Annotated in this window: 25 protein-coding genes; 12 read left to right on the forward strand and 13 right to left on the reverse strand. The window is 57.4% G+C overall.

From position 1 onward, the window contains the following. Window positions 1-25: 25 nt before the first annotated feature. Together C3708_RS10885 and C3708_RS10890 are read right to left on the reverse strand one after the other, a co-directional pair. Window positions 26-403: a DUF4440 domain-containing protein gene (locus tag C3708_RS10885; protein ID WP_095283099.1), complete on the reverse strand. Its 378-nt coding sequence runs from the start codon at window positions 401-403 to the stop codon at window positions 26-28. Further along, window positions 400-1,608 (reverse strand): MFS transporter, encoded by a 1,209-nt coding sequence (locus tag C3708_RS10890; protein WP_103949251.1) that lies wholly within the window; start codon window positions 1,606-1,608, stop codon window positions 400-402. Before C3708_RS10890 ends, C3708_RS10885 begins: the two co-directional genes overlap by 4 nt. A gap of 108 nt (window positions 1,609-1,716) precedes the next feature. Here C3708_RS10890 and C3708_RS10895 point away from each other — a divergent pair, with 108 nt between their 5' ends. Continuing rightward, the gene (locus C3708_RS10895) at window positions 1,717-2,604 is read left to right on the forward strand and encodes a LysR family transcriptional regulator (protein WP_103949278.1); all 888 of its coding nucleotides are present in this window, start codon (window positions 1,717-1,719) and stop codon (window positions 2,602-2,604) included. 5 nt (window positions 2,605-2,609) lie between these two features. Here C3708_RS10895 and mutS read toward each other — a convergent pair whose 3' ends face one another. Then, window positions 2,610-5,171, reverse strand: coding sequence for a DNA mismatch repair protein MutS (mutS, locus tag C3708_RS10900; protein WP_103949252.1), 2,562 nt, complete (start codon window positions 5,169-5,171; stop codon window positions 2,610-2,612). Between the two features lie 113 nt (window positions 5,172-5,284). Further along, entirely contained in the window at window positions 5,285-5,515 is a 231-nt protein-coding gene (locus C3708_RS10905; protein ID WP_095283094.1) for a SymE family type I addiction module toxin, read from the reverse strand. Between the two features lie 187 nt (window positions 5,516-5,702). Here C3708_RS10905 and C3708_RS10910 point away from each other — a divergent pair, with 187 nt between their 5' ends. Then, window positions 5,703-6,047, forward strand: a complete 345-nt coding sequence (locus tag C3708_RS10910) for a nitrous oxide-stimulated promoter family protein (RefSeq protein ID WP_095283093.1) — start codon at window positions 5,703-5,705, stop codon at window positions 6,045-6,047. 27 nt (window positions 6,048-6,074) lie between these two features. On the opposite strand, the gene C3708_RS10915 is transcribed toward C3708_RS10910, so the two are convergent. From C3708_RS10915 to hypA, 7 genes are all read right to left on the reverse strand, one after another. Beyond that, the gene (locus tag C3708_RS10915) at window positions 6,075-6,503 is read right to left on the reverse strand and encodes a molybdopterin-binding protein (RefSeq protein ID WP_095283091.1); all 429 of its coding nucleotides are present in this window, start codon (window positions 6,501-6,503) and stop codon (window positions 6,075-6,077) included. 94 nt (window positions 6,504-6,597) lie between these two features. Next, on the reverse strand, window positions 6,598-8,670 hold the full coding sequence (flhA, locus tag C3708_RS10920) for a formate hydrogenlyase transcriptional activator FlhA (RefSeq protein ID WP_095283090.1): 2,073 nt from the start codon (window positions 8,668-8,670) through the stop codon (window positions 6,598-6,600). 60 nt (window positions 8,671-8,730) lie between these two features. Next, window positions 8,731-9,741: a hydrogenase expression/formation protein HypE gene (gene hypE, locus C3708_RS10925; RefSeq protein ID WP_103949253.1), complete on the reverse strand. Its 1,011-nt coding sequence runs from the start codon at window positions 9,739-9,741 to the stop codon at window positions 8,731-8,733. After that, a complete protein-coding gene (hypD, locus tag C3708_RS10930; RefSeq protein WP_103949254.1) occupies window positions 9,738-10,859 on the reverse strand; it encodes a hydrogenase formation protein HypD in 1,122 nt (373 codons plus the stop codon). The genes hypE and hypD overlap by 4 nt, the downstream gene beginning before the upstream one ends. A gap of 3 nt (window positions 10,860-10,862) precedes the next feature. Continuing rightward, entirely contained in the window at window positions 10,863-11,135 is a 273-nt protein-coding gene (locus C3708_RS10935; protein ID WP_103946552.1) for a HypC/HybG/HupF family hydrogenase formation chaperone, read from the reverse strand. Further along, complete coding sequence (hypB, locus tag C3708_RS10940; RefSeq protein WP_103949255.1) at window positions 11,126-11,989, reverse strand: hydrogenase nickel incorporation protein HypB; 864 nt, start codon at window positions 11,987-11,989, stop codon at window positions 11,126-11,128. The genes C3708_RS10935 and hypB overlap by 10 nt, the downstream gene beginning before the upstream one ends. Window positions 11,990-11,992: 3 nt before the next feature. Next, window positions 11,993-12,343 carry a hydrogenase maturation nickel metallochaperone HypA gene (hypA, locus tag C3708_RS10945; protein ID WP_095283083.1) on the reverse strand — a complete coding sequence of 117 codons (351 nt, stop codon included), beginning with the start codon at window positions 12,341-12,343 and terminating at the stop codon, window positions 11,993-11,995. A gap of 209 nt (window positions 12,344-12,552) precedes the next feature. Between hypA and hycA the strand changes: the two genes are divergently transcribed. From hycA to hycI, 9 genes are all read left to right on the forward strand, one after another. Further along, window positions 12,553-13,008: a formate hydrogenlyase regulator HycA gene (gene hycA / locus C3708_RS10950; protein WP_095283081.1), complete on the forward strand. Its 456-nt coding sequence runs from the start codon at window positions 12,553-12,555 to the stop codon at window positions 13,006-13,008. Window positions 13,009-13,078: 70 nt separating this feature from the next. Further along, window positions 13,079-13,687, forward strand: a complete 609-nt coding sequence (locus C3708_RS10960) for a 4Fe-4S dicluster domain-containing protein (RefSeq protein ID WP_095283079.1) — start codon at window positions 13,079-13,081, stop codon at window positions 13,685-13,687. Then, the gene (gene hycC / locus C3708_RS10965; RefSeq protein ID WP_103949256.1) at window positions 13,684-15,510 is read left to right on the forward strand and encodes a formate hydrogenlyase subunit 3; all 1,827 of its coding nucleotides are present in this window, start codon (window positions 13,684-13,686) and stop codon (window positions 15,508-15,510) included. The genes C3708_RS10960 and hycC overlap by 4 nt, the downstream gene beginning before the upstream one ends. A gap of 1 nt (window position 15,511) precedes the next feature. Next, a complete protein-coding gene (locus C3708_RS10970; RefSeq protein WP_103949257.1) occupies window positions 15,512-16,435 on the forward strand; it encodes a respiratory chain complex I subunit 1 family protein in 924 nt (307 codons plus the stop codon). A gap of 17 nt (window positions 16,436-16,452) precedes the next feature. Further along, complete coding sequence (locus C3708_RS10975) at window positions 16,453-18,162, forward strand: NADH-quinone oxidoreductase subunit C (protein WP_103946548.1); 1,710 nt, start codon at window positions 16,453-16,455, stop codon at window positions 18,160-18,162. 9 nt (window positions 18,163-18,171) lie between these two features. Next, the gene (locus tag C3708_RS10980; RefSeq protein ID WP_095283071.1) at window positions 18,172-18,714 is read left to right on the forward strand and encodes a formate hydrogenlyase complex iron-sulfur subunit; all 543 of its coding nucleotides are present in this window, start codon (window positions 18,172-18,174) and stop codon (window positions 18,712-18,714) included. Continuing rightward, window positions 18,714-19,481, forward strand: a complete 768-nt coding sequence (locus tag C3708_RS10985; protein WP_103946547.1) for an NADH-quinone oxidoreductase subunit B family protein — start codon at window positions 18,714-18,716, stop codon at window positions 19,479-19,481. Before C3708_RS10980 ends, C3708_RS10985 begins: the two co-directional genes overlap by 1 nt. Continuing rightward, window positions 19,478-19,888 carry a formate hydrogenlyase maturation HycH family protein gene (locus C3708_RS10990; RefSeq protein WP_103949258.1) on the forward strand — a complete coding sequence of 137 codons (411 nt, stop codon included), beginning with the start codon at window positions 19,478-19,480 and terminating at the stop codon, window positions 19,886-19,888. The genes C3708_RS10985 and C3708_RS10990 overlap by 4 nt, the downstream gene beginning before the upstream one ends. Beyond that, window positions 19,881-20,336, forward strand: a complete 456-nt coding sequence (gene hycI, locus C3708_RS10995) for a hydrogenase maturation peptidase HycI (RefSeq protein WP_103949259.1) — start codon at window positions 19,881-19,883, stop codon at window positions 20,334-20,336. Before C3708_RS10990 ends, hycI begins: the two co-directional genes overlap by 8 nt. Before the next feature lie 291 nt (window positions 20,337-20,627). On the opposite strand, the gene C3708_RS11000 is transcribed toward hycI, so the two are convergent. Next, window positions 20,628-22,052: a 6-phospho-beta-glucosidase gene (locus tag C3708_RS11000; protein WP_103949280.1), complete on the reverse strand. Its 1,425-nt coding sequence runs from the start codon at window positions 22,050-22,052 to the stop codon at window positions 20,628-20,630. A gap of 18 nt (window positions 22,053-22,070) precedes the next feature. Next, window positions 22,071-23,522 carry a PTS cellobiose/arbutin/salicin transporter subunit IIBC gene (gene ascF, locus C3708_RS11005; RefSeq protein WP_103949260.1) on the reverse strand — a complete coding sequence of 484 codons (1,452 nt, stop codon included), beginning with the start codon at window positions 23,520-23,522 and terminating at the stop codon, window positions 22,071-22,073. 215 nt (window positions 23,523-23,737) lie between these two features. On the opposite strand from ascF, the gene C3708_RS11010 reads away from it, so the two are divergent. After that, complete coding sequence (locus tag C3708_RS11010; RefSeq protein ID WP_103949261.1) at window positions 23,738-24,751, forward strand: LacI family DNA-binding transcriptional regulator; 1,014 nt, start codon at window positions 23,738-23,740, stop codon at window positions 24,749-24,751. The last annotated feature ends 24 nt before the right edge of the window (window positions 24,752-24,775 follow it).

Consider the following 24,775-nt stretch of genomic DNA (forward strand, 5'->3'; position numbering starts at 1 on the left):
GTCGAGAGACGGGCCTTTTTCTTTTCTATCCTTGGGCCGTTTCGTGAAGATGACGCCAGAGCACGCTTTCGCCTTGTTTGCTCAGCAATACCGTAGACCATCGCACGGTGGTTGCGGCTGAAGGCTGGCTTTGAATCTCCCGATACCGTAACGCTGCACCGTCTGGCCATGTTTCCAGCACTTCCACGCAGTCCACGGTAATGCAAAGTCCTGGACGGCCTCCGCGCTGAGCCAGAAAGAATCCTTTCAAGGCGGCATAATCCAGACAAGCACCGGTTAATGTCACCATGCTAAATGTTTCGCTGAAGTGGGCCATCAACGCTTCGGGGTCGCCTTCGCCTTTACCGAGCCAGTTTTCAATGGCGACGTGGGCCTCAATGATTTCATTTTCGAATAAATTCATGATGTTTCCTTATGAAGATGCGCAAGCACCTGTTGGTTGTTGAGGCGAAGCGCGCTGATGATGGGGAAAAGCGTGATTCCGGCTGACAAAATAAAGACCCCATGCCAGGCCTGAATAGGCGGAAAAACGTGTTGTAGCGTACTGAGTATCAGCGCCAGCAGTGTGGCACCAAGAAAGAAACTCAGCTGACGGTTAATGTTCCACAGGGCGCTGGCATCGGGCATCTCTTCATAGGCCACATTGAGAAATGCGGTACTCTGAGCGGTGCTGCTGCACAGGCTGCCACCTGCACCCATCAGGACGAAGAGGACGATGATGAGCGATTCTGGCGTAGTGGCAGAAACTGTCGACAAACCAGCGATCCCCGCCGCCTGCAACAGACAGCCGGTGATAATGAGCGGACGTGGGCCAAGGCGGTTGAAATATTTCCCGGTGGCTGAAATGGCGATAAACGACGCGAGAGACCAGGGAAGCATCAGCGCTCCGGTTGCTGCCGGGGCCATTTGCGCCACACTTTGCAGGTAAAAAAGGCCGACAACATTCACGCCGATGAATATCCCTGGCACGCAAAGATAGACCAGCATTGAGAAACGCAACAGCGGGTCGGACAACAGGGGGAGATGTAGCAACCTTGCAGGGCCTGGTGGAGCAGTCTCGTTTTTAAGCCACAGGCAAGCCAATAGCAGCGTGACGACGGCAAGCGGCAGCGGGGCGAAAAAGATCCATCGCCAGTGAAAGAACTGAATCAGAATTCCACCCAGGGCCGGGGCGCATGCAGGGGCGAGAAGTGCGACCAGCATTACCGCTGTGGATAAACCGGCCCGTTCATGCGGCTTAAACTGTTGCCATGCCAGCGCCTGTCCAATGGGGATGAGCAATCCGCCACCTGTACCCTGTAAAACACGCCAAAAAATCAGGTGACTCAGCGAGTCAGACATACCGGCAGCAGTGGCCGCGAGACAAAACAGCGTCAAAGAAAGAATGAAAACCCGCTTTGCACCCAGACGGCGGGTGATGAGGGCACTAAAAGGGATGACCAACGTCATGCCCGCAATATACCCATTGCTGACCCATGCCAGCGCCGGGGCGGATGAATGCAATGCCGCCGACATTGCCGGAAACGCGACGCTGGCGATGAACATATTGATGAGATCGAGAAAAAAGCCCAGCAGAAATACGATGGCGACTTTACTGCGATAAGCCATGTTTTACCCTCCGTTAAGGAGCGGTAATGTATCTGTCTGAAAGCGAGGGATAAACGACGTCTCTGGCGATATACTGTCAAAATAATTTTGACAGTAATGGTTGCAGCGATGCTCAATTTACAGCGAATGACGATTTTCGTCGCCGTGGTGGACACCGGCAGTTTTACCGCAGCGGCGACTGCGCTTGGGCAAACAAAAGCCGTAGTGAGTTTCAATATTCGGCAGCTGGAAAACGAGCTGGGCGTGACGTTGCTCCTGCGCTCGACGCGACGTATTACGCTGACGGAAGCGGGCACGATCTTTTACCAGCGTGGCGTCGAGTTATTAAACGCTGCGGAGAATTTGCAGGATGAGGTCAGGGCCAGCCATGTGGGACTGAGTGGCGAACTGCGAATTACTTCCACGCCGGAATATGGTGCACTGGTGATTGTGCCAGTGCTGGCGGAATTTAGCCGGCTTCATCCCGATTTACGCATACGTCACGTTGCGTCTTCTCATCATGCAGATTTGATTGCTGAGCGATTCGATGTCGCTATTCGACTGGGGACGCTGGCAGATTCTCGCTATCACGCCGCGCAGATTTCACGTTTTACTATTTTACCGGTTGCCGCTCCCAATTGGCTTGCCGCAAACCCCATTGTTTCTCTGGATGCACTATCTCAGGCCGAGTGGATTATTCATGAGCGTCTCCCTTCACCGCTGCGCTGGCAGATGACCGATGCTAGCGGGCAGAAGGCGTCGCTGGAAATTACGCATCCTGCGCGTCTCTTTGCCGACAGCGCTCAGGCACTGATGGCCTTTGCGCTGGCGGGTGCTGGAGTCGCGTTGTTGCCTGAATGGCTGGTAAAAGCAGAGCTGGAAAGCGGACGTCTGGTGCAGATACTCCCTGACTACCAATTTATGCCGCAGGGCATTTATGCGGTTTATCCCGATGCACAGCATGTGTCGGCTAAGGTGCGCGTCTTTATCGACTATCTACGCACCAAAGCCGGTTAATACTCTTACACCAGATTCTTCAGGCGATAGATCCACTCGAGAGCCTGGCGCGGTGTCAGTGAATCAGGGTCGAGGTTCTCCAGCGCTTCAACGGCTGGAGAGGTCTCTTCTGCCTGGGCCAGTAACGACATTTGCGAGCCATCAATCTGCGTTGCCGCTGCATTTGGCGACAGGCTTTCCAGCTCGCGCAGTTTCTGACGCGCGCGTTTGATCACCTCTTTCGGCACCCCCGCCAGGGCTGCCACGGCCAGGCCGTAACTTTTGCTGGCCGCGCCGTCCTGCACTGTATGCATGAAGGCGATGGTATCACCGTGCTCCAGCGCATCCAGATGAACGTTGGCAACGCCTTCCATTTTCTCTGGCAACTGCGTGAGTTCAAAATAGTGCGTCGCAAACAGGGTCAGCGCTTTGATCTTATTCGCCAGATTTTCAGCGCAGGCCCAGGCCAGGGAAAGACCGTCATAGGTCGATGTCCCGCGACCAATCTCATCCATCAGCACCAGGCTGTTTTCCGTGGCGTTGTGCAGAATGTTGGCGGTTTCGGTCATCTCGACCATGAAGGTGGAGCGACCGCTGGCCAGATCGTCCGCCGCCCCAACACGAGTGAAGATGCGATCGATTGGGCCGATCTCCACGCTTTGTGCCGGAACGTAGCTACCGATATAAGCCAGCAGGGCGATCAACGCAGTCTGGCGCATGTAGGTACTTTTACCGCCCATATTCGGGCCGGTAATGATCAGCATCCGACGCTGGGAAGACAGGTTAAGCGGGTTAGCAATAAACGGCTCGTTGAGCACCTGTTCCACCACTGGATGACGCCCTTCGCTGATACGAATACCGGGCTTATCGCTGAATGTCGGGCAAGTGTAGTTCAGCGTGTCTGCGCGTTCTGCCAGGTTCACCAGCACGTCCAGCTCAGCCAGGGCACTGGCGCTCAGCTGTAAATCGGCCAGGTGCGGCAGGAGCGTGTCGAACAGCTCTTCATACAGCTGTTTTTCCAGCGCCAGCGCTTTGCCTTTGGAGGTGAGGACTTTGTCTTCGTACTCTTTCAGCTCAGGAATAATGTAGCGTTCGGCGTTTTTCAGCGTCTGGCGACGAACGTAGTGGATAGGTGCATGATGGCTCTGACCGCGGCTGATTTGGATGTAATAGCCGTGAATGGCGTTGTAGCCGACTTTTAGGGTATCAAGGCCCAGACGCTCGCGTTCGCGAATTTCCAGTTTATCCAGATAATCCGTTGCACCGTCCGCCAGGGCGCGCCATTCGTCCAGCTCTTCGTTGTAGCCTGGGGCAATGACACCGCCATCGCGGACCAGCACCGGCGGTGCGTCGACCACCGCACGCTCAAGCAGCTCGCGCAGCTCAGTAAATTCACCCATGCTTTCGCGCAGTTTTTGCACCGGCGCACTGTCGACATCTGCCAGCTGTGCGCGCAGTTCTGGTAATTGCTGGAAGGCGTGACGCATGCGAGCCAGATCGCGCGGGCGCGCCGTACGCAGTGCCAGGCGCGCCAGAATACGTTCCAGATCGCCCACCTGGCGCAGTACCGGCTGAAGATCCGTAAAGCGATCCTGTAAAGCACTGATAGTCTGCTGACGACTGACCAGCACCGACGTATCGCGAACCGGCATATGCAGCCAGCGCTTCAACATGCGGCTGCCCATCGGCGTCACCGTACTGTCGAGCACCGCAGCGAGGGTATTTTCTACACCACCGGCCAGATTCTGGGTGATCTCCAGGTTACGGCGCGTAGCGGCATCCATAATGATGCTGTCCTGCTGTCGTTCCATCGTGATGGAGCGAATATGCGGCAGGGTCGTGCGCTGCGTGTCTTTCACATACTGTAACAGACAGCCCGCAGCACAGAGGCCGCGAGGCGCGCTCTCTACGCCAAAGCCAATCAGGTCGCGGGTACCAAACTGTAGATTCAACTGCTGGCGCGCGGTATCAATTTCAAATTCCCACAAAGGTCGGCGTCGCAGACCGCGACGGCCTTCAATCAGGGCCATTTCGGCGAAATCTTCGGCGTAGAGCAGCTCCGCCGGATTGGTGCGCTGTAGCTCAGCCGCCATGGTTTCACGATCGGCGGGCTCGCTTAGGCGAAAACGCCCTGAGCTGATATCCAGCGTCGCATAGCCGAAGCCTTTGCTGTCCTGCCAGATAGCGGCGAGCAGGTTATCCTGACGCTCCTGTAAGAGCGCTTCATCACTAATAGTGCCCGGCGTGACGATACGCACGACTTTGCGCTCGACCGGCCCTTTTGAGGTGGCCGGATCGCCAATCTGTTCGCAAATGGCGACGGATTCACCCTGGTTCACCAGCTTCGCCAGATAGTTTTCTACCGCATGATGAGGAATGCCGGCCATCGGGATCGGTTCACCTGCAGACGCACCACGTTTGGTCAGCGAGATGTCGAGCAACTGCGACGCGCGTTTCGCATCGTCATAAAAAAGCTCGTAAAAGTCGCCCATACGATAAAACAGCAGGATTTCCGGATGCTGAGCTTTTAGCTTCAGGTACTGCTGCATCATCGGCGTATGCGCGGTTAAATTGTCGATTGTGCTCATGGAGTTATGATATCCATTTCATTGAAATTGTTGCGTTTTGAGCGATCTTCAGCTCGTTAATTCCCTCTATTGTCGCATGAAAAAATGACGCGGCGCAGCAAAATGTCGAGAGTTTACGCCACAGTTTCATCCATCAGCTCAATGAGTAATTTCCCGTGTTCGACGAGCACCCGAACCTGTGAATTTGTTTTAAACCCAGCTTGCTCCAGCCAGTCGCCTTTGAGGCTCAGGGCAGCATGTACGCTGTAGCGTCTGGGGATTTTAGTTTTACGATCTTCGTGGCGTTTTCTGAAGTAGCCCACTTTAAGATGGCGAAGCGGTTGAGCAATGAAAATGTCAGACATAAAAACTCCATAACAGCAGCCAGGTTGGCATTAAATTTACCTGTATAAAATACCAGTAAAATGCACAGGAGGCAGTCTTAATACTGGAAGCAGCCTTCAGAAAATGGAATGCAAAAGATGAAAACGGGCTGAAACAGGAGATATAAAAATGTATTATAAATGCACCTTTATTAACCGGTAACGTGACATGTCAGGAAAACGCATCTCCCGCGAAAAAGAGACCATCAGCAAAATGATTGCGCTGTATGAGCGGCAATGCCCTCAGGCATCTCGTGCTGCGGGGCATTATCAGGCGTTGAACGATTACGCCGACAAACGGCTGGATAAGTGCGTGTTTGGTGAGGAAAAGCCCGCCTGCAAACAGTGTCCGGTGCACTGTTATCAGCCCGCAAAACGCGAAGAGATGAAGCAAGTTATGCGTTGGGCTGGGCCGCGCATGCTATGGCGTCACCCGATCCTGACGATTCGCCATCTGATTGACGATCGCCGTCCGGTGCCGGAATTGCCTGAGAAATATCGTCCGAAAAAATAGTGCCACGCAGCGCGCGGCACCAGCCCGTTATGCGCGCGTCGCGATAAGGATCGCCGACGCTTTCACCAGAGCGATAACACGTTTACCTGCCGCAAGCTGCATCTCTTCGCGGCTCTCATTAGTGACCACCGCAACGATTTCAAACCCTGCATCCGTTTTTACATGAACCGTGGCGTTAACCGCGCCTTCCGTCACTTTGCTGATGGCACCTGCAAACTGGTTACGTGCTGAAAACTTCAGGCCACAGTCTTCCGTCGCCAGCGTTACCCACGGGGCTTTGATCAGCGCGATAGCCTCTTTGCCCGGCACCAGTCCTAGTGCTTCTTTGCTGCTGGTGGTGACAATTGCCACCAGTTTTGCGCCGCCAGTCAGAGTTAACTCGACTTCATCATTGACCGCGCCGTGTGATGTGGCGCTGACAGTACCGGCGAGCTGGTTGCGTGCAGAAACAGACATGTTACCTCCTGGAAAACGAATGAATGTGGGTCATACAGCGGAGTTTATAGCATGAATATTAAAGAAAACCCTCTCAGGCGAGAGAGGGCGTGATTCACACCAGCATATCTTTCTCAATACCCAGCCGTTTCATGCGTGAAAGCAACGTTGTCCGTTTCAGCCCCAGTCGCTGGGCAGCCCCTTTCGGCCCGGCGACCACACCGTTGGTCTCTTTCAGAATACGCACGATCAGCTGATATTCGTCTTCACCGTCCTGTGCCATTTCCGCCACCGGCATCGGCTCTTGTGAAATCATCACTTCGGGCAGCGAGAGTTGTAGCACGCTGCCGCGCGTCAGCAGCACCGCCCGCTCAATGACGTTTTCCAGCTCGCGAACGTTGCCCGGCCATTCCATCGCCGAGAGCGTGCGCAGGGTTTCTGCCGGAATGCTGTCAATATTGCGCCCCATCCGGCGGGCAATTTTGGCGGTGAACGCTTTCACCAGCAGCGGGATATCGTCCGGACGCTCGCGCAGCGGTGGCAGACAGATTGGGAACACGTTCAGACGATAGTAAAGATCGTTGCGGAACTCACGATCGGCGACCATTTTTTTCAGGTCACGGTTAGTGGCAGCAATCAGGCGCACATTGGTTTGAATCAGCTTGTTGCTGCCGAGGCGTTCAAACTCCTGTTCCTGTAACACGCGCAGCAATTTGGGCTGCAGCTCCAGCGGCATATCGCCCACTTCATCGAGGAACAGCGAACTTTTGTCCGCCAGCTCAAAACGACCGATGCGCTGGGTGCTGGCACCGGTAAACGCACCGCGCTCGTGGCCAAACAGGTCGCTTTCGAGCAGCCCCGCAGGCATCGCCGCGCAGTTCATTTTCACCATCCGACGGCTGTTGCGATTGCTGAGATTGTGGATTGCACGGGCAATCAGCTCTTTGCCGGTGCCGGTTTCGCCGAGGATCAGCACCGTGCTGTCGCTCTGCGCCACCATTTCCACCTGTTTGAGCACGCTGTACATGGCATCGCTGCGGCCAATAATCTCGCCAAATTCACTGTCGACGTTATTCAGCTGTTCCGTCAGCGCCAGGTTCTCATCCACAAGCCGTTCTTTCAGGCGGTGGATCTCCTGATACGCAAGGGCATTATCGAGCGCGATAGCGATACGCTCGGCAATCTGGCGCAGCAGTTTTAAATTGGTGGTGGTAAAGATCTGCTCTTCGCACTGCGCCAGTTTCAGTACGCCGAGCATGGTGTTTCCGGACATCAGCGGCAGCAGGCACAATGTCTGAATTTGGTTTCCCCACGAGTTAAACAGCATCCGCTCGTACGGTGCCAGTTCGTCACGCTCGTTGAGATTGAGCAGCAGCATCTCTTTGTTTTTAAACACCCGCTCGGACAGCGTTCCCACTTCGTCGACTTCGCTTTGCTCGTGCGCCGGGTTGGTTTCGTCCAGATAATGGGTGGAGTGAATGGTCAGTTTGCCCTTGCGATGGCCGCGCAACACAATGCTAATAGCGTCGATTTTAAAGTAGTGGTGGATCTCTTTCGCGACCTCGCTCACCAGCTCGTCCATGTCGAGGCGGGAGAGCACCGCGTTGGTGATAGCGACAAGAATGCGGAAGTTGTCACGCTCGCGGCTCAGGAGATCGTAATCGACGTTATCGCTGACGCGGCTGTGGATCTGTTCCGCCACCACGCTGACAATCTGGGTGAAAGTGTGCAGGCGTTCGTATTCCGCTTCGCTCCACGGCTGATCGTTATTACGAATAAATTCGCAGCCGCCGAAGATACGACCATCGACGGCCAGCGGGAGCATGGAGTAATGGCCGAAGGGCGAATATAACGGGCTGTCGGCGAGACGCGGCCAGATCTTGCGAAACTCCTCGAAGTTGCAGTGCAGCGCGTCCGGGCGCGACAAAATACGACGCACCGGGCCGTGTGCCAGCACCGTTTCATCTTCATATTCGACGGGCTTGCCGTTGTCGCGCGTCGCAAAGTAGCTGGCGCGTTGGCTGGCGCTGTGCCAGAGCACGATGGCGGCGCTGTCTGCCAGCGCAGATTGCCTGACCAGGCGCGTCAGAGCCTCGCTCAGTGAACCCAAATCGGGCTGCTGTAAAAGTGTGCGCGTAATATCAAACAGCCCTTGCTGTCCAAGATCGCTCATCGGTGTATACGACATATCGCTTCCAAAGAGACTGGCAAAAAAAGAGAAACAGTGCTGACCGCTTTTCGCGCGGTTCTAGCAAATTCGGGGTAACGGTTCTGAATGCGGTAAATCCAGCGTGCGTTTGATGCCGTACAGGCCGGACAGTCGCACTCCTTTGCGCTCAACCACTTCACCAATGATAGCGGCATTCTGCCCGAGCGGATGGGCGCGCAGTTTTTCCAGTACCGCTTCAGCGTAAGCGCGTTCAACGCCAATCAGCAGCTTGCCTTCGTTGGCAAAGTTGAGTGGGTCCAGGCCCAGCAGCTCGCAAAGACCACGCACTGCCGCTTTGACGGGCAACTGGCTTTCCACCAGTTCAACGCCACACCCGCTGGCGGCGGCGAACTCATGGGCGACGGCATTCACGCCGCCGCGCGTAGCATCGCGCAGGGCTTTAACGCCGGGGCAGTCACGCAAGGTCTGGATAAGCGGCGTCAGCACCGCGCAGTCGCTCTGCAGTTCACCGTCCAGCCCCAGCCCTTCGCGTAGATTTAAAATTGTCGCGCCGTGGCAGCCCAGCGTACCGCTAACAATCAACACATCGCCGACATTGAGCTGCTGCGCGCCCCAGTGGATGTCCGCCGGAATGGCACCCATGCCCGCAGTATTGATAAACAATTTGTCCGCCGCACCGCGCTGCACCACTTTGGTGTCGCCAGTGACGATGGCAATACCTGCTTCCCGTGCGGTCTGCGCCATGCTGTTGACGACGGCGGTTAAGGTCTGTATTGGTAATCCCTCTTCGAGGATAAAACCGCACGAGAGATAGCGGGGGATTGCACCGCTCACCGCCACATCATTCGCCGTGCCGCACACCGCCAGCTTGCCGATATCGCCACCGGGGAAAAACAGCGGGTCGATGACGTAGCTGTCTGTGGAAAACGCCAGGCGATCGCCCTGGGAGGTCAACGATGACAGCGCAATGCGTGCCTGATCTTCCTGCTGCGCCAGCCACGGGTTGTCGAAGGCGGACATAAACAGCTGACCAATCAGCTGCTGCATCGCCAGGCCGCCGCTGCCGTGGGCCATTTCCACCGTCTTCATGCTTCACACTCCTGATTGCGGTACTGATACCACGCGGCGCAGGCTCCTTCGGAAGAGACCATTAGCGCGCCAAACGCGGTTTGCGGATTGCAGGTGTTGCCAAATAATGGACATTGATGCGGTTTGCATTTGCCGGTTAACACCGCGCCACAGCGGGCGCGAGGATCGTCACATACCTGCTGCGGCTGAGGTCGAAAATGCGCTTCGGCGTCGAATGCCTGGTACGCAGCGGTCAGATGGACGCCTGACTGCGCAATCAGACCCAGCCCGCGCCATTCGCTGTCACCTTCGACGCTAAATACCTCGGCGATAGCCTGTTGCGCCAGATGATTGCCCGCATCGGGGACCACGCGACGATACTGATTTTCTACCGAACTCACGGCTGCTATTTTCTGCTCAACCAGCATGTTCACGCCTTGCAGTAGATCAAGTGGTTCGAATCCAGCCACCACTAATGGGCGATGATAGTCGGCGGCGATAAAGCCATAGGCCTCGGTGCCAATCACCATGCTGACGTGGCCTGGCGCAAGAAACGCGTCGATACCGTTGTCCGGTTCGTCCAGCAGGCTGCGCAGGGTAGGAATCAGCGTAATATGCTGACAGAAAAAGAAAAAGTTTGTCAGATCCTGCGCTTTTGCCTGCCGCAAAGTGATGGCCGTTGCGGGCATGGTGGTTTCAAATCCAAGGCCGAAAAACACCACTTTTCGCGCTGGATTCTCTGCCGCCAGCTTCAGGGCATCCATCGGCGAATAGACGATACGCACATCCGCGCCGCGCGCGCGGGCCTGCATCAGTGAACCGTTTTTGCCTGGCACGCGCATCGCATCGCCAAAAGTGCAAAAAATCACCTCCGGCTGGCTGGCAATCTCAATGCAGCTGTCGATCCGGCCCATTGGAAGGACGCACACTGGACAGCCAGGGCCGTGAATAAATTCAATGTTATCGGGCAGGAGCTGGTCGAGGCCGAATTTAAAGATCGCATGAGTGTGGCCGCCGCAGACTTCCATGATGCGCAGCGGACGCGCGGCGGTGTACTCCAGTAGCGCAGCCCGCGTTTTCAGGTGCGCGATAAGCTGCATCACCTGTTCCGGTGCGCGATATTCATCAACGTAGCGCATGTGTTATCGCTCCTCGCCAAACAGCAGCGCGCCGACGTCCGGCTCGACTTCAAACATATTTTGCAGCGCCGCCAGCGTGTCGCGGGCCTCGTCTTCGTTAATCACGCTCATCGCAAAACCAACGTGGACCAGCACCCACTGGTGGATACGCGATGCGCCGTTTTCGTCAACAACCCCTACCAGCGTGAGATCGACATCGCGCAGCACGCCGCACACTTCCACTTTTGCCTGATTACCGTCGATGGTACGAATCTGCCCCGGAACGCCTATGCACATCGCTCATTCTCCAGCCAGGAAAGCCAGCTTTCCATGCCGTCACCCTTAGTGGCGGACACCATCAGGATTTCAATTTCCGGGTTCACTTCCCGGGCGTACGCCAAACATTTTTCGACGTCGAAATCGAGGTACGGCAGCAGATCTATTTTGTTGAGCAGCATCAGCGAGGCGGCGGCAAACATATGCGGGTATTTCAGCGGTTTGTCCTCACCTTCAGTGACAGAAAGCACCGCCACTTTATGCCGTTCACCGAGATCAAAACTGGCGGGGCAGACGAGGTTGCCGACGTTCTCGATAAACAGAATGCCGTTATCCGCCAGCGGCAGACGCGGCGCGGCGTCGGCAATCATCTGCGCATCCAGATGGCAGCCTTTGCCAGTATTGACCTGAATTGCCGGCGTGCCGGTTTCGCGAATGCGCGCGGCGTCATTCACGGTCTGCTGATCGCCTTCTATAACCGCGCAGGAGACGCGCACGTTCAGGCGTTTAAGGGTTTCTGTCAGCAGGGTGGTTTTGCCGGAGCCGGGGCTGGACACCAAATTAAGTACCAACTGGTCGTGCGCGGCGAAACGTGCGCGGTTGCGTGCGGCGAGCTGGTTGTTTTTGTCCAGCACGTTGATCTCGACTTCCAGCATTTTGCGCTGGCTCATCCCCGGCGCATGGGTGCCTGCTTCGCCGTGGCCGTAGTGCAGGTCGCCTTCGTCTGATGGCTTTGGCGCAAAGCGGATGCCGGTGAGCGCTGCCACGTTGCGCGGGGCGGGCAAGAAAGGCGCGGAGCGAAACGCGGAGTGGGGGCGATGCTCATCGCCTTCGATATACAGGTTGCCTTCGGCGCAACCGCAGGTACTACACATGATTTACTCCTGGTCTATTTCGAGGCGCTGGATCTGCAAACCGTCGTCGGCCACGATGCGCAAGCCGGTGTTCTGACACTGCGGGCAGCTTCGCACTTTTGACGATAACAGCGTGACGTACTGCTGGCAGGTCTCGCACCAGCATTCGGCCTGCTGCTCTTCGAGATGCAAAGTGCAGCCTTCCGCCAGCGTGTCGCGGCACACCAGCTCAAAGCAAAAGGTGAGGGCGCTGGGTTCGACGCAGGAAAAAGCCCCGACTTTCAGCCATACGCCGGTAACGCGTTTTGCGTGGTGTTGCTTTGCCTGCTGCTCGATAAGTTCCAGCGCGCGCTGGCAGAGGGTGATTTCGTGCATGACGCCTCCTCGGTGATTTTCACCGTTAATGCAATAACGATGCCAGCCTGATTTAGGAAAGGGAGTGTCGATGACGGCGCTGACGAAATGACACGTCGACATGCTGACGGGGATAGCGTTTATTAGTTAAAAGTCTTATAAATCATAAAGATAAAAACTGGCACAAAATCTGCTTAACAGCCGTCATCTCCATTAACCGGATACCTGAGATGACTATTTGGGAACTTAGCGAAAAAGCGGACTACATCGCGCAACGCCATCAACAATTACAGGAGCAGTGGCACCTGTACTGCAACTCACTGGTTCAGGGCATCACCCTGTCTAAAGCCCATCTGCATCATGCGATGAGCTGCGCGGCACAAGAGGATTTGTGCTTCGTGCTGTTTGGTCACTTCACGATTTACGTCACCCTGGCGGACAACTTCAACAGCCACGTCATCGAATATCACGTCGAAACCAAAGACGGCGACAGACAGCGTATTGCGCAGGCGCAGCTGATGATCGACGGCATGGTTGACGGCCACGTCAGTACCCGCGATCGCCACCAGGTGCTTGAACACTATCTGGAAAAAATTGCACCGGTGTACGACGGCCTCTATTCGGCGGTGGAAAATAACGTGCCGGTAAATCTGCATGAGCTGGTGCGCGAACCGCACACCGCCTGATGTTTGCGTGTCGAGATGTGTCGATATGGCACGTCGTCGTCAAAAATGACACTGTCCTGAGGACTACCCGGTGAACCGTTTTGTAATTGCTGACTCGACGGTCTGTATTGGCTGCCATACCTGTGAAGCGGCGTGTTCGGAAACACACCGCCTGCACGGGCTGCAGTCCATGCCGCGCCTGCGCGTTATGCGTAATGAAAAAGAGTCTGCCCCGCAGCTCTGCCATCAATGTGAGGATGCCCCCTGCGCGGGCGTCTGTCCTGTGAATGCCATCACCCGCGTCGATGGTGCTGTGCAACTAAACGAGAGCCTGTGCGTGAGCTGCAAGCTGTGCGGCATCGCCTGTCCGTTCGGCGCGATTGAATTTTCGGGCAGCCGCCCGCTGCATATTCCGGCCAACGCCAATTCGCCAAAAGCCCCGCCTGCGCCTCCCGCTCCGGCCCGCGTCAGCAGCCTGCTCGACTGGGTGCCGGGTGTGCGCGCCGTGGCGGTGAAATGCGATCTGTGCAGCTTTGATGAACAAGGCCCGGCCTGCGTGCGCACCTGCCCGACCAAAGCGCTGATTCTGGTCAATATCCGCGATATCGCGCGCACCAGTAAACGCAAACGCGAACTGACGATAAATACCGATTTTGGCGATCTGTCGCTGTTTCAGGCGCAAAACGAGGGGGCGAAATGAACGCTGTGACTCTGATTAACAGCGCCGTGGCCTGGTTTGTGGCCGCCGCCGTGCTGTCGCTGGTGTTCTCTTTCAACAAACCCCTCAGCGGATGGACCGCCGGAATCGGCGGGGCAGTCGGTAGTGCGATAACGGCGCTGACCGGGTTTATGGTGCTGACGCAGGGTGTCCATGCAGAAGGCGCTATGCCGCTGGTTCGCCACACCGTTCAGCTCACGCCGCTGAACGCTATCTGGCTCATTACCTTTGGCCTGTGCGGCCTGTTTGTCAGCCTGTTTAATATCGACTGGCACCGCCATCCGCAGACCAAACCGAACGGTCTGCTGATCAATCTCCTGCTCGCCGCCGCCGTCTGTACGGTCGTCGCCAGCAACCTGGCCGCGCTGGTGGTGATGGCGGAAATCATGGCTCTGTGCGGCGTGTTCCTGACCGGCTGCAGCCCGTCCGGCAAACTGTGGTTTGCGCTTGGGCGCCTCGGCACTCTCTTGCTGGCACTGACCTGCTGGTTGGTGTGGCAGCGCTACGGCACGCTGGAACTGGATCTCCTGAGCACCCGTGCGCAACTAGTGCCATTTGGCGCGGATATCTGGCTGCTGGGTGTGGTTGGTTTTGGTCTGCTGGCGGGGATTATTCCGCTGCATGGCTGGGTGCCGCAGGCACACGCGAATGCCTCTGCACCTGCCGCGACGTTGTTCTCGACGGTGGTGATGAAAGTCGGTGTGTTTGGCATCCTCACCCTTTCGCTGATCGGCGGCCAGCCGCCGCTGTGGTGGGGCGTAGTGCTGCTCGTCGCCGGGATGATCACCGCCTTTGTCGGCGGGCTGTACGCCCTGATGGAACACAACATCCAGCGCCTGCTGGCGTATCACACCCTGGAAAACATCGGCATCATCCTGCTTGGTCTGGGCGCGGGGCTGACTGGCCTAGCGCTGAACCATCCGGCGCTCGTTGCCGCCGGGTTTATCGGTGGGCTGTATCACCTCGTCAACCACAGCCTGTTTAAAAGCACGCTGTTCCTCGGCGCAGGCAGCGTCTGGTTCCGCACCGGGCATCGCGATATCGAGAAGCTCGGCGGGATCGGCAAAAAAATGCCGCTGATTTCGCTCGCCATGCTGGTCGGTTTGATGGCGATGGCCGCGCTGCCGCCACTCAACGGTTTTGCCGGTGAGTGGGTGATCTATCAGTCCTTCTTTGCCCTCGGCCAGAGCGACGTCTTTATCGCCCGTCTGCTGGGGCCAATGCTGGCCGTCGGTCTGGCGATTACCGGCGCGCTGGCGGTGATGTGTATGGCAAAAGTCTACGGCGTCACCTTCCTCGGCGCACCGCGCACACCGGAGGCAGAAAACGCCCGCTGTGCGCCAGCGCTGATGACGGTAAGCGTCGTTCTGCTGGCCCTGTGCTGCATTGCGGGCGGGGTGGCTGCGCCGTGGCTGCTGCCGCTGCTGGGAAGTGCAGTCCCACTGCCGCTTACCACCGCGCACACCGCCGTTTCTCAGCCGATGATTGCTCTGCTGCTGATCGCCGCGCCGCTTCTCCCGCTGGTGCTGATGATGTTCTTCAAACGCGACCGTCTGCCCGCCCGTTCACGCGGGACGGCATGGGCGTGCGGGTATGAGCACGAACAGTCGATGGTGATCACCGCCCACGGTTTTGCAATGCCGGTGAAAGAGAACTTTGCCGCTGTGTTGAAGCTGCGTCACCTGCTAAATCCGGTGAAGTTGATACCCGGCTGGCAAAGCGCGGTCGCGCCCACGCTGTTCCGTCGCCTCGCCCTGATCGAGCTGGCGGTGCTGGTGGTGATTGTGATTTCACGAGGAGCCTGACATGAGTCTGTTACTGGCATTACTTCAGGCGCTGGTGTTATTCGCCGTTGCGCCACTGCTTTCGGGCATCACCCGCGTGGCCCGCGCCCGAATGCACAACCGTCGCGGCCCTGGCGTACTCCAGGAGTACCGCGATCTGTTCAAACTGATGGGCCGTCAGAGCATCGCTCCTGACGCGTCCGGCTGGGTTTTCCGCCTGACGCCGTTCGTGATGGTCGGCGTGATGTTGACCATCGCCACCGCACTGCCGATGGTGACGGTTGCGTCGCCGCTGCCGGTGCTCGGTGACCTGATCACCCTGATCTATCTCTTCGCCATCGCACGCTTTTTCTTCGCGATTGCAGGGCTGGATACGGGCAGTCCGTTTACCGGTATCGGCGCCAGCCGCGAAGCGATGCTCGGCGTGCTGGTTGAGCCGATCCTGCTGCTGGGCCTGTGGGTCGCGGCGCAGGTCGCGGGCTCAACGCACATCAGCTTTATTGCAGATACCGTCTATCACTGGCCCGTCGCCCGCAGCGTGCCGCTGATTCTGGCCCTGTGTGCCTGCGCATTCGCCACCTTTATCGAGATGGGCAAACTGCCTTTTGACCTCGCGGAAGCGGAGCAGGAGCTGCAGGAAGGCCCGCTCACGGAGTACAGCGGCTATGGTTTTGCGGTGCTGAAGTGGGGCATCAGCCTCAAACAGCTGGTGGTACTGCAAATGTTTGTCGGCGTCTTCTTCCCGTGGGGACAGGTGACGCACTTTTCGGTGACGGGTTTACTGCTGGCGGTGGTGATTGCCGCGCTCAAGCTGGTGGCCGGTGTGCTGATTATCGCCCTGTTTGAAAACAGCATGGCGCGACTGCGCTTTAACGCCACCTCGCGCATCACCTGGGCCGGGTTTGGCTTTGCCTTTTTAGCCTTCGTCTCCTTGCTGGTGGCGTGATTACAGAGAGTCTTAGCATGTCTGAAGAAAAAGTAGGTCAACAGTATCTCGCCGCACTGCATCAGGCGTTTCCCGGCGTGGTGCTGGAAGAGAGCTGGCAGACCAAAGATCAAATCACCCTGACCATCAAGGTGAACTATCTGCCGGAAGTGGTGGAGTTTCTTTATTACCAGCAGGGCGGTTGGCTGTCGGTGCTGTTCGGCAACGATGAGCGCCAGCTGTGCGGCAACTACGCGGTCTATTACGTACTGTCGATGGAGCAGGGCGTCAAATGCTGGATAACCGTGCGCGTCGAAGTCGATCCGAATAAACCGGAGTACCCGTCCGTCACGCCGCGCGTGCCTGCGGCGGTCTGGGGCGAGCGCGAAGTGCGTGATATGTACGGTCTGGTAGCCGTCGGCCTGCCGGATGAACGTCGCCTGGTATTGCCGGACGACTGGCCGGATGAACTCTATCCCCTGCGTAAAGACAGCATGGATTATCGTCAGCGTCCTGCGCCAACGACCGACAGCGAAACCTACGAGTTCATCAACGAACTGGGCAGCAAAAAGAACAACGTGGTGCCGATTGGCCCGCTGCACGTCACCTCTGATGAGCCGGGCCACTTCCGCCTGTTCGTCGATGGCGAAAACATTATCGACGCCGATTACCGTCTGTTCTACGTCCACCGCGGAATGGAAAAACTGGCGGAAACCCGCATGGGTTACAACGAAGTGACGTTCCTTTCCGATCGCGTGTGCGGGATCTGCGGCTTTGCCCACAGCACCGCCTACACCACCTCGGTGGAAAACGCGATGGGCATCGTGGTGCCAGAGCGCGCGCAGATGATCCGCGCCATTCTGCTGGAAGTGGAGCGCTTGCACTCGCACCTGCTGAACCTCGGCCTGGCCTGTCACTTCGTCGGCTTTGACTCCGGGTTTATGCAGTTCTTCCGCGTGCGTGAAGCCTCGATGAAAATGGCTGAAATCCTCACCGGGGCGCGTAAAACCTACGGTCTGAACCTGATCGGCGGGATTCGCCGCGATCTGCTGAAAGACGACATGATCCAGACCCGCCTGCTGGCGCAGCAGATGCGCCGCGACGTGCAGGATCTGGTGGATATGCTGCTCAGCACGCCTAACATCGAGCAGCGTACTGTCGGAGTGGGCCGCCTCGATCCGCAGATTGCCCGTGACTTCAGCAACGTCGGCCCGATGGTGCGCGCCAGCGGTCACGCCCGCGATACCCGCGCCGATCACCCGTTCGTTGGCTACGGTTTGCTGCCGATGACGGTCCACACCGAGCAGGGCTGCGACGTCATCTCCCGCCTGAAAGTGCGCATCAACGAAGTCTTTACCGCGCTGAATATGATCGACTTTGGTCTGGATAATCTGCCGGGCGGTCCGCTGGCGGTGGAAGGCTTTACCTATATTCCGAACCGCTTCGCGCTCGGGTTCTCCGAAGCGCCGCGCGGGGATGATATCCACTGGAGCATGACCGGCGACAACCAGAAGCTCTACCGCTGGCGCTGCCGTGCGGCGACCTACGCCAACTGGCCGACCCTGCGCTACATGCTGCGCGGCAACACGGTGTCTGACGCACCCCTGATCATCGGCAGTCTCGATCCTTGCTACTCCTGTACCGACCGCATGACGGTGGTGGATGTGCGCAAGAAGAAAAGCCAGGTAGTGCCGTACAAAGAGCTTGAACGCTACAGCATCGAGCGCAAGAACTCGCCGCTGAAATAAGGATTCGTCATGTTTACCTTTATCAAAAAAGTGATCAAAACCGGCACGGTGACCAGCAGTTATCCGCTGGAGCCGATGCCGGTCGATAAAAACTTTCGTGGCAAACCGGAGCACAACCCGCAGCAGTGCATCGGCTGCGCGGCGTGCGTGAACGCCTGTCCGTCGAACGCCCTGACGGTGGAAACGGATCTGGCGACGAATGAATTGGCCTGGCAGTTCAATCTCGGGCGCTGCATTTTTTGCGGCCGCTGCGAAGAGGTCTGCCCGACGGCGGCGATTAAACTGTCGCAGGAGTACGAGCTGGCGGTGTGGAACAAAGCCGATTTCCTTCAACAGTCGCGCTTTGACCTGTGCCATTGCCGCGTCTGCAACCATCCGTTCGCCGTGCAAAAAGAGATCGACTACGCCATTGCGCTGCTGAAACACAACGGTGATGCGCGTGCGGAACAGCACCGGGAAGGGTTCGAAACCTGCCCGGAATGCAAACGCCAGAAGTGCCTGCTGCCGTCCGACCGCATCGATATCACCCGCCACATGAGAGAAGCCAGCTGATGAATAATTTACTCGGCCCGCGCGACGATAACGGCATTCCGGTGCCGATGACGGTGGATGAATCCATCGCCAACATGAAAGCGTCCCTGCTGAAAAAAATCAAACGTTCCGCCTACGTCTACCGCGTGGACTGCGGGGGCTGCAACGGCTGCGAGATTGAAATCTTCGCCACTCTGTCACCGCTGTTTGACGCCGAACGTTTTGGTATCAAAGTGGTGCCGTCTCCGCGTCATGCGGACATTCTGCTGTTCACCGGTGCAGTGACGCGCGCGATGCGATCCCCGGCGCTGCGCGCCTGGCAATCCGCGCCCGATCCAAAAATCTGCATCTCCTACGGGGCGTGCGGCAACAGCGGCGGCATCTTCCACGATCTTTACTGCGTGTGGGGCGGGACCGACAAAATCGTGCCGGTGGATGTCTATATTCCCGGCTGCCCACCGACGCCTGCCGCGACGCTGTACGGTTTTGCGATGGCGCTGGGGCTGCTGGAGCAGAAAATCCATGCCCGCGAGCCGGGGGAAATCGACAACCAGCCTGCGCAAATTTTGCACCCTGACATGGTTCAGCCATTGCGCGTGAAGGTTGACCGGACGGCGCGTCGTCTTGCCGGATATCGCTATGGCCGTCAGATTGCCGATGACTATCTGCGTCTGCTGAGCCAGGGTGATCATCAGGTTGAGCGCTGGCTGGAGGCGGAAAAAGATCCGCGTCTGAACGAGATCGTGGCGAACCTCAACCAGGTGGTGGACGAGGCGCGTATCCGATGAGCGAACAGGTGGTGTTCAGTCAGCTGAGCCGTAAGTTTATCGATGAGAACGATGCGACGCCGGATGCGGCCCAGCAGGTGGTTTATTACAGCCTGGCGATTGGTCACCATCTTGGGATAATCGACTGTTTAGAGGCGGCACTTAGCTGCCCGTGGGACGATTATCTTCAGTGGATCGGCACGTTAGAGGTGGGCAGTACGGCGCGGCGCAAAATGGAAGGCGTGCCGAAGTATGGCGAAATCGTCATCGACAGCAACCATATCGCCATGCTGGCGAACGCCTTTGACGCGGCGCTGGCGGTGCAGACCCCCGCCCAGCAGGCGTGGAGCAAAACGCTGCTCAGCATGCTGCATGATATTCATCAGGAGAGCGCCATCTACCTGATGGTGAGGAGATTACGTGACTGACGTTTTACTGTGTGTCGGCAACAGCATGATGGGCGATGACGGCGCAGGCCCGCTGCTGGCGGAGATGTGCTTCGCGAATCCGCAGGGCAACTGGCGGGTGATCGACGGCGGTAGCGCCCCTGAAAACGACGTGGTCGCCCTGCGCGAGCTGCGCCCGAACCGTCTGCTGATTGTCGATGCGACGGATATGGGGCTTAACCCCGGTGAAATCCGCCTGATCGACCCGGACGATATCGCCGAGATGTTCATGATGACCACTCACAATATGCCGCTTAACTATCTGGTCGATCAGATCAAAGACGACGTGGGCGAGGTGCTGTTTTTGGGCATTCAGCCGGATATTGTCGGGTTTTATTATCCGATGACGCCAGCAATTAAAGCGGCCGTTGAGGTGGTGTATTCCCGGCTGGCAGGGTGGGTGGGGGATGGGGGATTTGCGCAGCTCTGAGCGGTGATTGCCCGGTGGCGGCTACGCCTTACCGGGCCTACAAAGGCTTGCACCGGCCTATGGTTTTGTAGGCCGGGTAAGGCGTAGCCGCCACCCGGCGGGAAACGGCGCTGCGGCCTGACATTGCCCGGTGGCGCTGCGCTTACCGGTTGGGCCGTTATCTCCCTCTCCCTGTGGGAGAGGGCCGGGGTGAGGGCACCAGAGCGCACATACCTGTCAGTCCTGTGACGCGGGTTCCCCTCACCCTAACCCTCTCCCACAGGGAGAGGGGACCGTTCGGAGGACGTTCGGCTACCCCAAATCCGCCCCGTTACTCGCAATCACCTTCTTATACCACCAGAACGATTTTTTGCGTTTCCGGTCCAGCGTGCCGTGGCCTGCATCGTCGCGATCGACGTAGACAAACCCGTAGCGCTTGCTCATCTCGCCGGTGGATGCCGCCACCAGATCGATACAGCCCCAGGTGGTGTAGCCCATCAGCGGTACGCCGTCTTCAATCGCATCGCCCATCGCGCGGATGTGTTCGCGCAGATAGCTAATGCGATAATCGTCGTTAATCTCACCATTCGCGTCGATCTCGTCTTTCGCGCCTAACCCGTTTTCCACCAGGAACAGCGGTTTCTGGTAGCGGTCGTACATCATGTTCATGGTGATGCGCAGGCCCAGCGGGTCAATGCCCCAGCCCCATTCGCTCACTTCGATATGCGGGTTACGCAGGGATTTAACGATGTTTGCCGCGCTGGTGTTGTTGGCGTTCATCTCCGCCGAGGCGCAGCGTGATGCGTAATAGCTAAACGAGACAAAATCGACGGTGTGCTTGAGGATCTGATCGTCGGCCGGGTCTTTGACAATCGTTACCCCTTTTTCGCGGAACACGCGCGCCGAATAGGCTGGATAAGTCCCACGCGCCTGCACGTCGATAAAGAACAGGTTCTCGCGGTCTTTTTCCAGCGCCGTCCACACGTCTTCCGGCTTGCAGGAGTAAGGGTAGAAATTCCCGCCCGCCAGCATGCAGCCGACCTGGTTTTCCGGGTTCACCTCATGGGCGATTTTGGTCGCCAGTGCACTCGCCACCAGCTCGTGGTGCGCAGCCTGGTATTTCACCTGATCTTCGTTCTCGCCTTCTTCAAACACCAGACCCGCCCCCGAGAACGGGCTGTGCAGCATGATGTTGATCTCGTTGAAGGTCAGCCAGTATTTCACCAGACCGTTGAACTCTTCAAAGCAGGTGTGCGCGTAGCGGGCGAAGAAATCCACCATTTTGCGGTTGCGCCAGGAGCCGTATTCCGTCACCAGATGCATCGGCACATCAAAGTGGCACAGCGTCACCAGCGGTTCAATGTTGTACTTTTTGCACTCTTCAAACACCGCGCGGTAAAAGGCAATGCCGTCCTGATTTGGCAGCGGCTCGTCGCCGTTCGGGTAGAGACGGCTCCAGGCAATCGAGGTCCGAAACACCGTAAAACCCATCTCCGCCATCAGGGCGATGTCTTCTTTGTAGCGATGGTAAAAATCAATCGCCTCGTGGCTTGGGTAAAACTCGTCGTCGCGAAGCGTAAAACGTTTTTCCTTGCCGACCTTTACCGCCATACGGTTCGCGCCGTGGGGAATCATATCGACGGTGGTCAGCCCTTTGCCGCCTTCACGGTAAGCGCCTTCACTCTGGTTGGCGGCCAGTGCGCCGCCCCATAAAAATCCTTGTGGAAAAACAGACATTTTTACCTCGTTATTCATTTATGCGCGTGCTTCTTGTGCCGGGACCGGTGCAGCCTGCAGGGCACGTGCTTTCTCGGCTTCGTCTTCTACCGGGATATCCTCAAAACCCAGGATCAGCGTCAGAACAAACGAGAGCACCACCGCCAGGGCCATCACGCCAAATACCCAGACGATGGTCATCGGGTTGGCCGGATCGAAGAACTGCACGCTGGTGAACAGACCCGGTGCCGCCATCGAATGGCTGGCAAGCCCCGCCATTCCAGCGATAGCGCCGCAGATAAAGCCGCTTATCAGGCTCGCAATCAGCGGGCGTTTCAGGCGAATCGCCACGCCGTACAGCGCCGGTTCAGAAATACCCGCCATGATGGCGGACGCCGCCGCCGCAAGTGCGGTCTGGCGCAGCTCTGGGTTTTTGGTTTTCCACGCCACCGCCAGCGAAGAACCGCCGAGCGACAGGTTGGCGCCGATTTCCGACGGCATGACCATTCCCTCTTTGCCGGTTTCGGCGATGGTCTGAATGATGGTAGGCGTAAAGACGCGGTGCATCCCGGTCATCACCAGCAGCGGCCACAGTGCGCCCATGATGGCGACGGACAGCCAGCCGAGATAATCATGCACGGTGTAAACCAGCGCGGAAATCGCGGTGCCAATCCAGATGCCAATCGGACCAATCAACAGGATAGCCAGCGGGGCGGCAATCAGCACAATCAGCATCGGTTTGAGGAAGTTTTTAGTCACCGCCGGGGTGATTTTGTCCACCCAGCGCTCGATGTACGACAGGCACCAGGTCATCACCAGCGCCGGGATCACCGTGTAGGTGTATTTCACTGCGGTCACCGGGATAAACGCGAACTCGACGTGCTCGCCCTGGGTGGCTTTCGCCATCAGCTCGATAAAGCTTGGATGAACCAGCACGCCCGCGATAGCAATCGCCAGCGACATGTTGGTTTTGAATTTTACGGCAGCAGATGCGGCCACCATCAGCGGCAGGAAGAAGAATGCGCCGTCGCCGATCACCGTCAGAATAGTGAGCGTCGGTGCGCCTTTGGTCAGCACGCCGGTCATTTCTAAGATCATCGCCAGCAGCTTGACCATCGAACCACCGATGATCGCCGGGATCAGCGGAGACATAGTGCCGATCAGCGCGTCGAGAACCCCGGCACCGATCCGGCGCAGGGTCAGTTTTTGCGGGCCTTGCGGCTCGGCAGGGCGCATTCCGGCAGGCAGCAGATTCACTACTTCGCGGTACGCCTGAGAAACGGTGTTGCCAATAATCACCTGGCACTGGTTGTCGTTACGCACCACGCCGAGCACGCCGCTGATGCTTTTGAGGGTGGCGCTGTCGATGGCGCTTTCGTCCTGCAACACAAAGCGCAGGCGCGTCATACAGTGGGTGACGGCGACGATGTTGTCTTTGCCGCCGAGCGCACTGACAACGTCTTTCGCCAGCGCGGCATAATTTTTGGCCATCGGAGTTGATCCTGTTTTAATGGTGAGAACGTGTAGGAAACCGGTTCCACAAAATCATGATGAGTTTCTTTGTATGAAACAAGATGGTCGCATGTGCATTTTTTACATTCGTGATAACGATCACTTTGAGCATTCAAAAGCGTGAGATACGCGCTGCGACAATTTTCGCGCGGTGCAGTACACTTCGGCGCATTAGTTTTTGATGGAATGATTACATGACCACGATGCTGGAAGTGGCGAAGCGGGCAGGGGTGTCGAAGGCGACGGTTTCTCGGGTGCTTTCGGGCAATGGTTACGTAGGCCAGGAAACCAAAGACCGCGTTTTTAAGGCGATCGAAGAGAGCGGCTATCGCCCGAATTTGCTGGCGCGAAATCTGGCTGCAAAGCGCACGCAAACCCTGGGGTTGGTGGTCACCAACACCCTTTATCACGGCGTGTATTTCAGTGAGCTGCTGTTTCACGCCGCGCGTATGACGGAAGAAAAAGGTCGCCAGCTGATTCTGGCGGATGGCAAACACAGCGCCGATGAAGAGCGCGAGGCGATTCAGTATCTGCTCGACATGCGCTGCGATGCGATCATCATCTATCCGCGCTTTTTAAGCGTCGATGAGATGGACGAGATCGTCGAAAAGCAGGTGCAGCCGATCATGGTGCTCAACCGTCGTCTGCGCAAAAACAGCAGCCATTGTGTGTGGTCCGATCATAAAGCCTCGTGTCAGGACGCTGTATCGCAGCTAATTGAGATGGGCCATCGCGATATCGCTTTTATCACCGGCTCGCTGGATTCGCCCACCGGTATCGAACGTCTTTCTGGCTACCGTGAGGCCCTGGCCCAACACGGTATTCCCCTGCGTGATGAACTGCTGGTTGAGGGCAAATGGACGCCGGAAAGCGGGGCGGCGGGGGTGGCCACGCTACTTGCACGCAAAGAGACATTCACCGCGCTGGTCGCCAGTAATGACGATATGGCGATAGGTGCGCTAAAGCAGCTACATAACAGCGGGATTGCCTCGCCGGGCGAGGTCTCCGTCATTGGTTTTGATGATGTTTCCATCGCGCCGTATACCGTGCCGTCGCTCTCCAGCGTCCGTATTCCGGTCACCGAGATGATCAAAGAGACCATTAGCCGCCTGATTTTTATGCTCGACGGCGGCGAATTTACCAGCCAGCAGGCCTTCCCCGGCGAGCTTATCCTGCGCGATTCTGTCGCTGCCAAAGCCCATGTCTGACGTCGACAGATGTCATCGTCACTC

This window comes from Lelliottia sp. 7254-16 (genome assembly GCF_002922995.1).
In the GTDB taxonomy this organism is placed as follows: domain Bacteria; phylum Pseudomonadota; class Gammaproteobacteria; order Enterobacterales; family Enterobacteriaceae; genus Enterobacter; species Enterobacter jeotgali.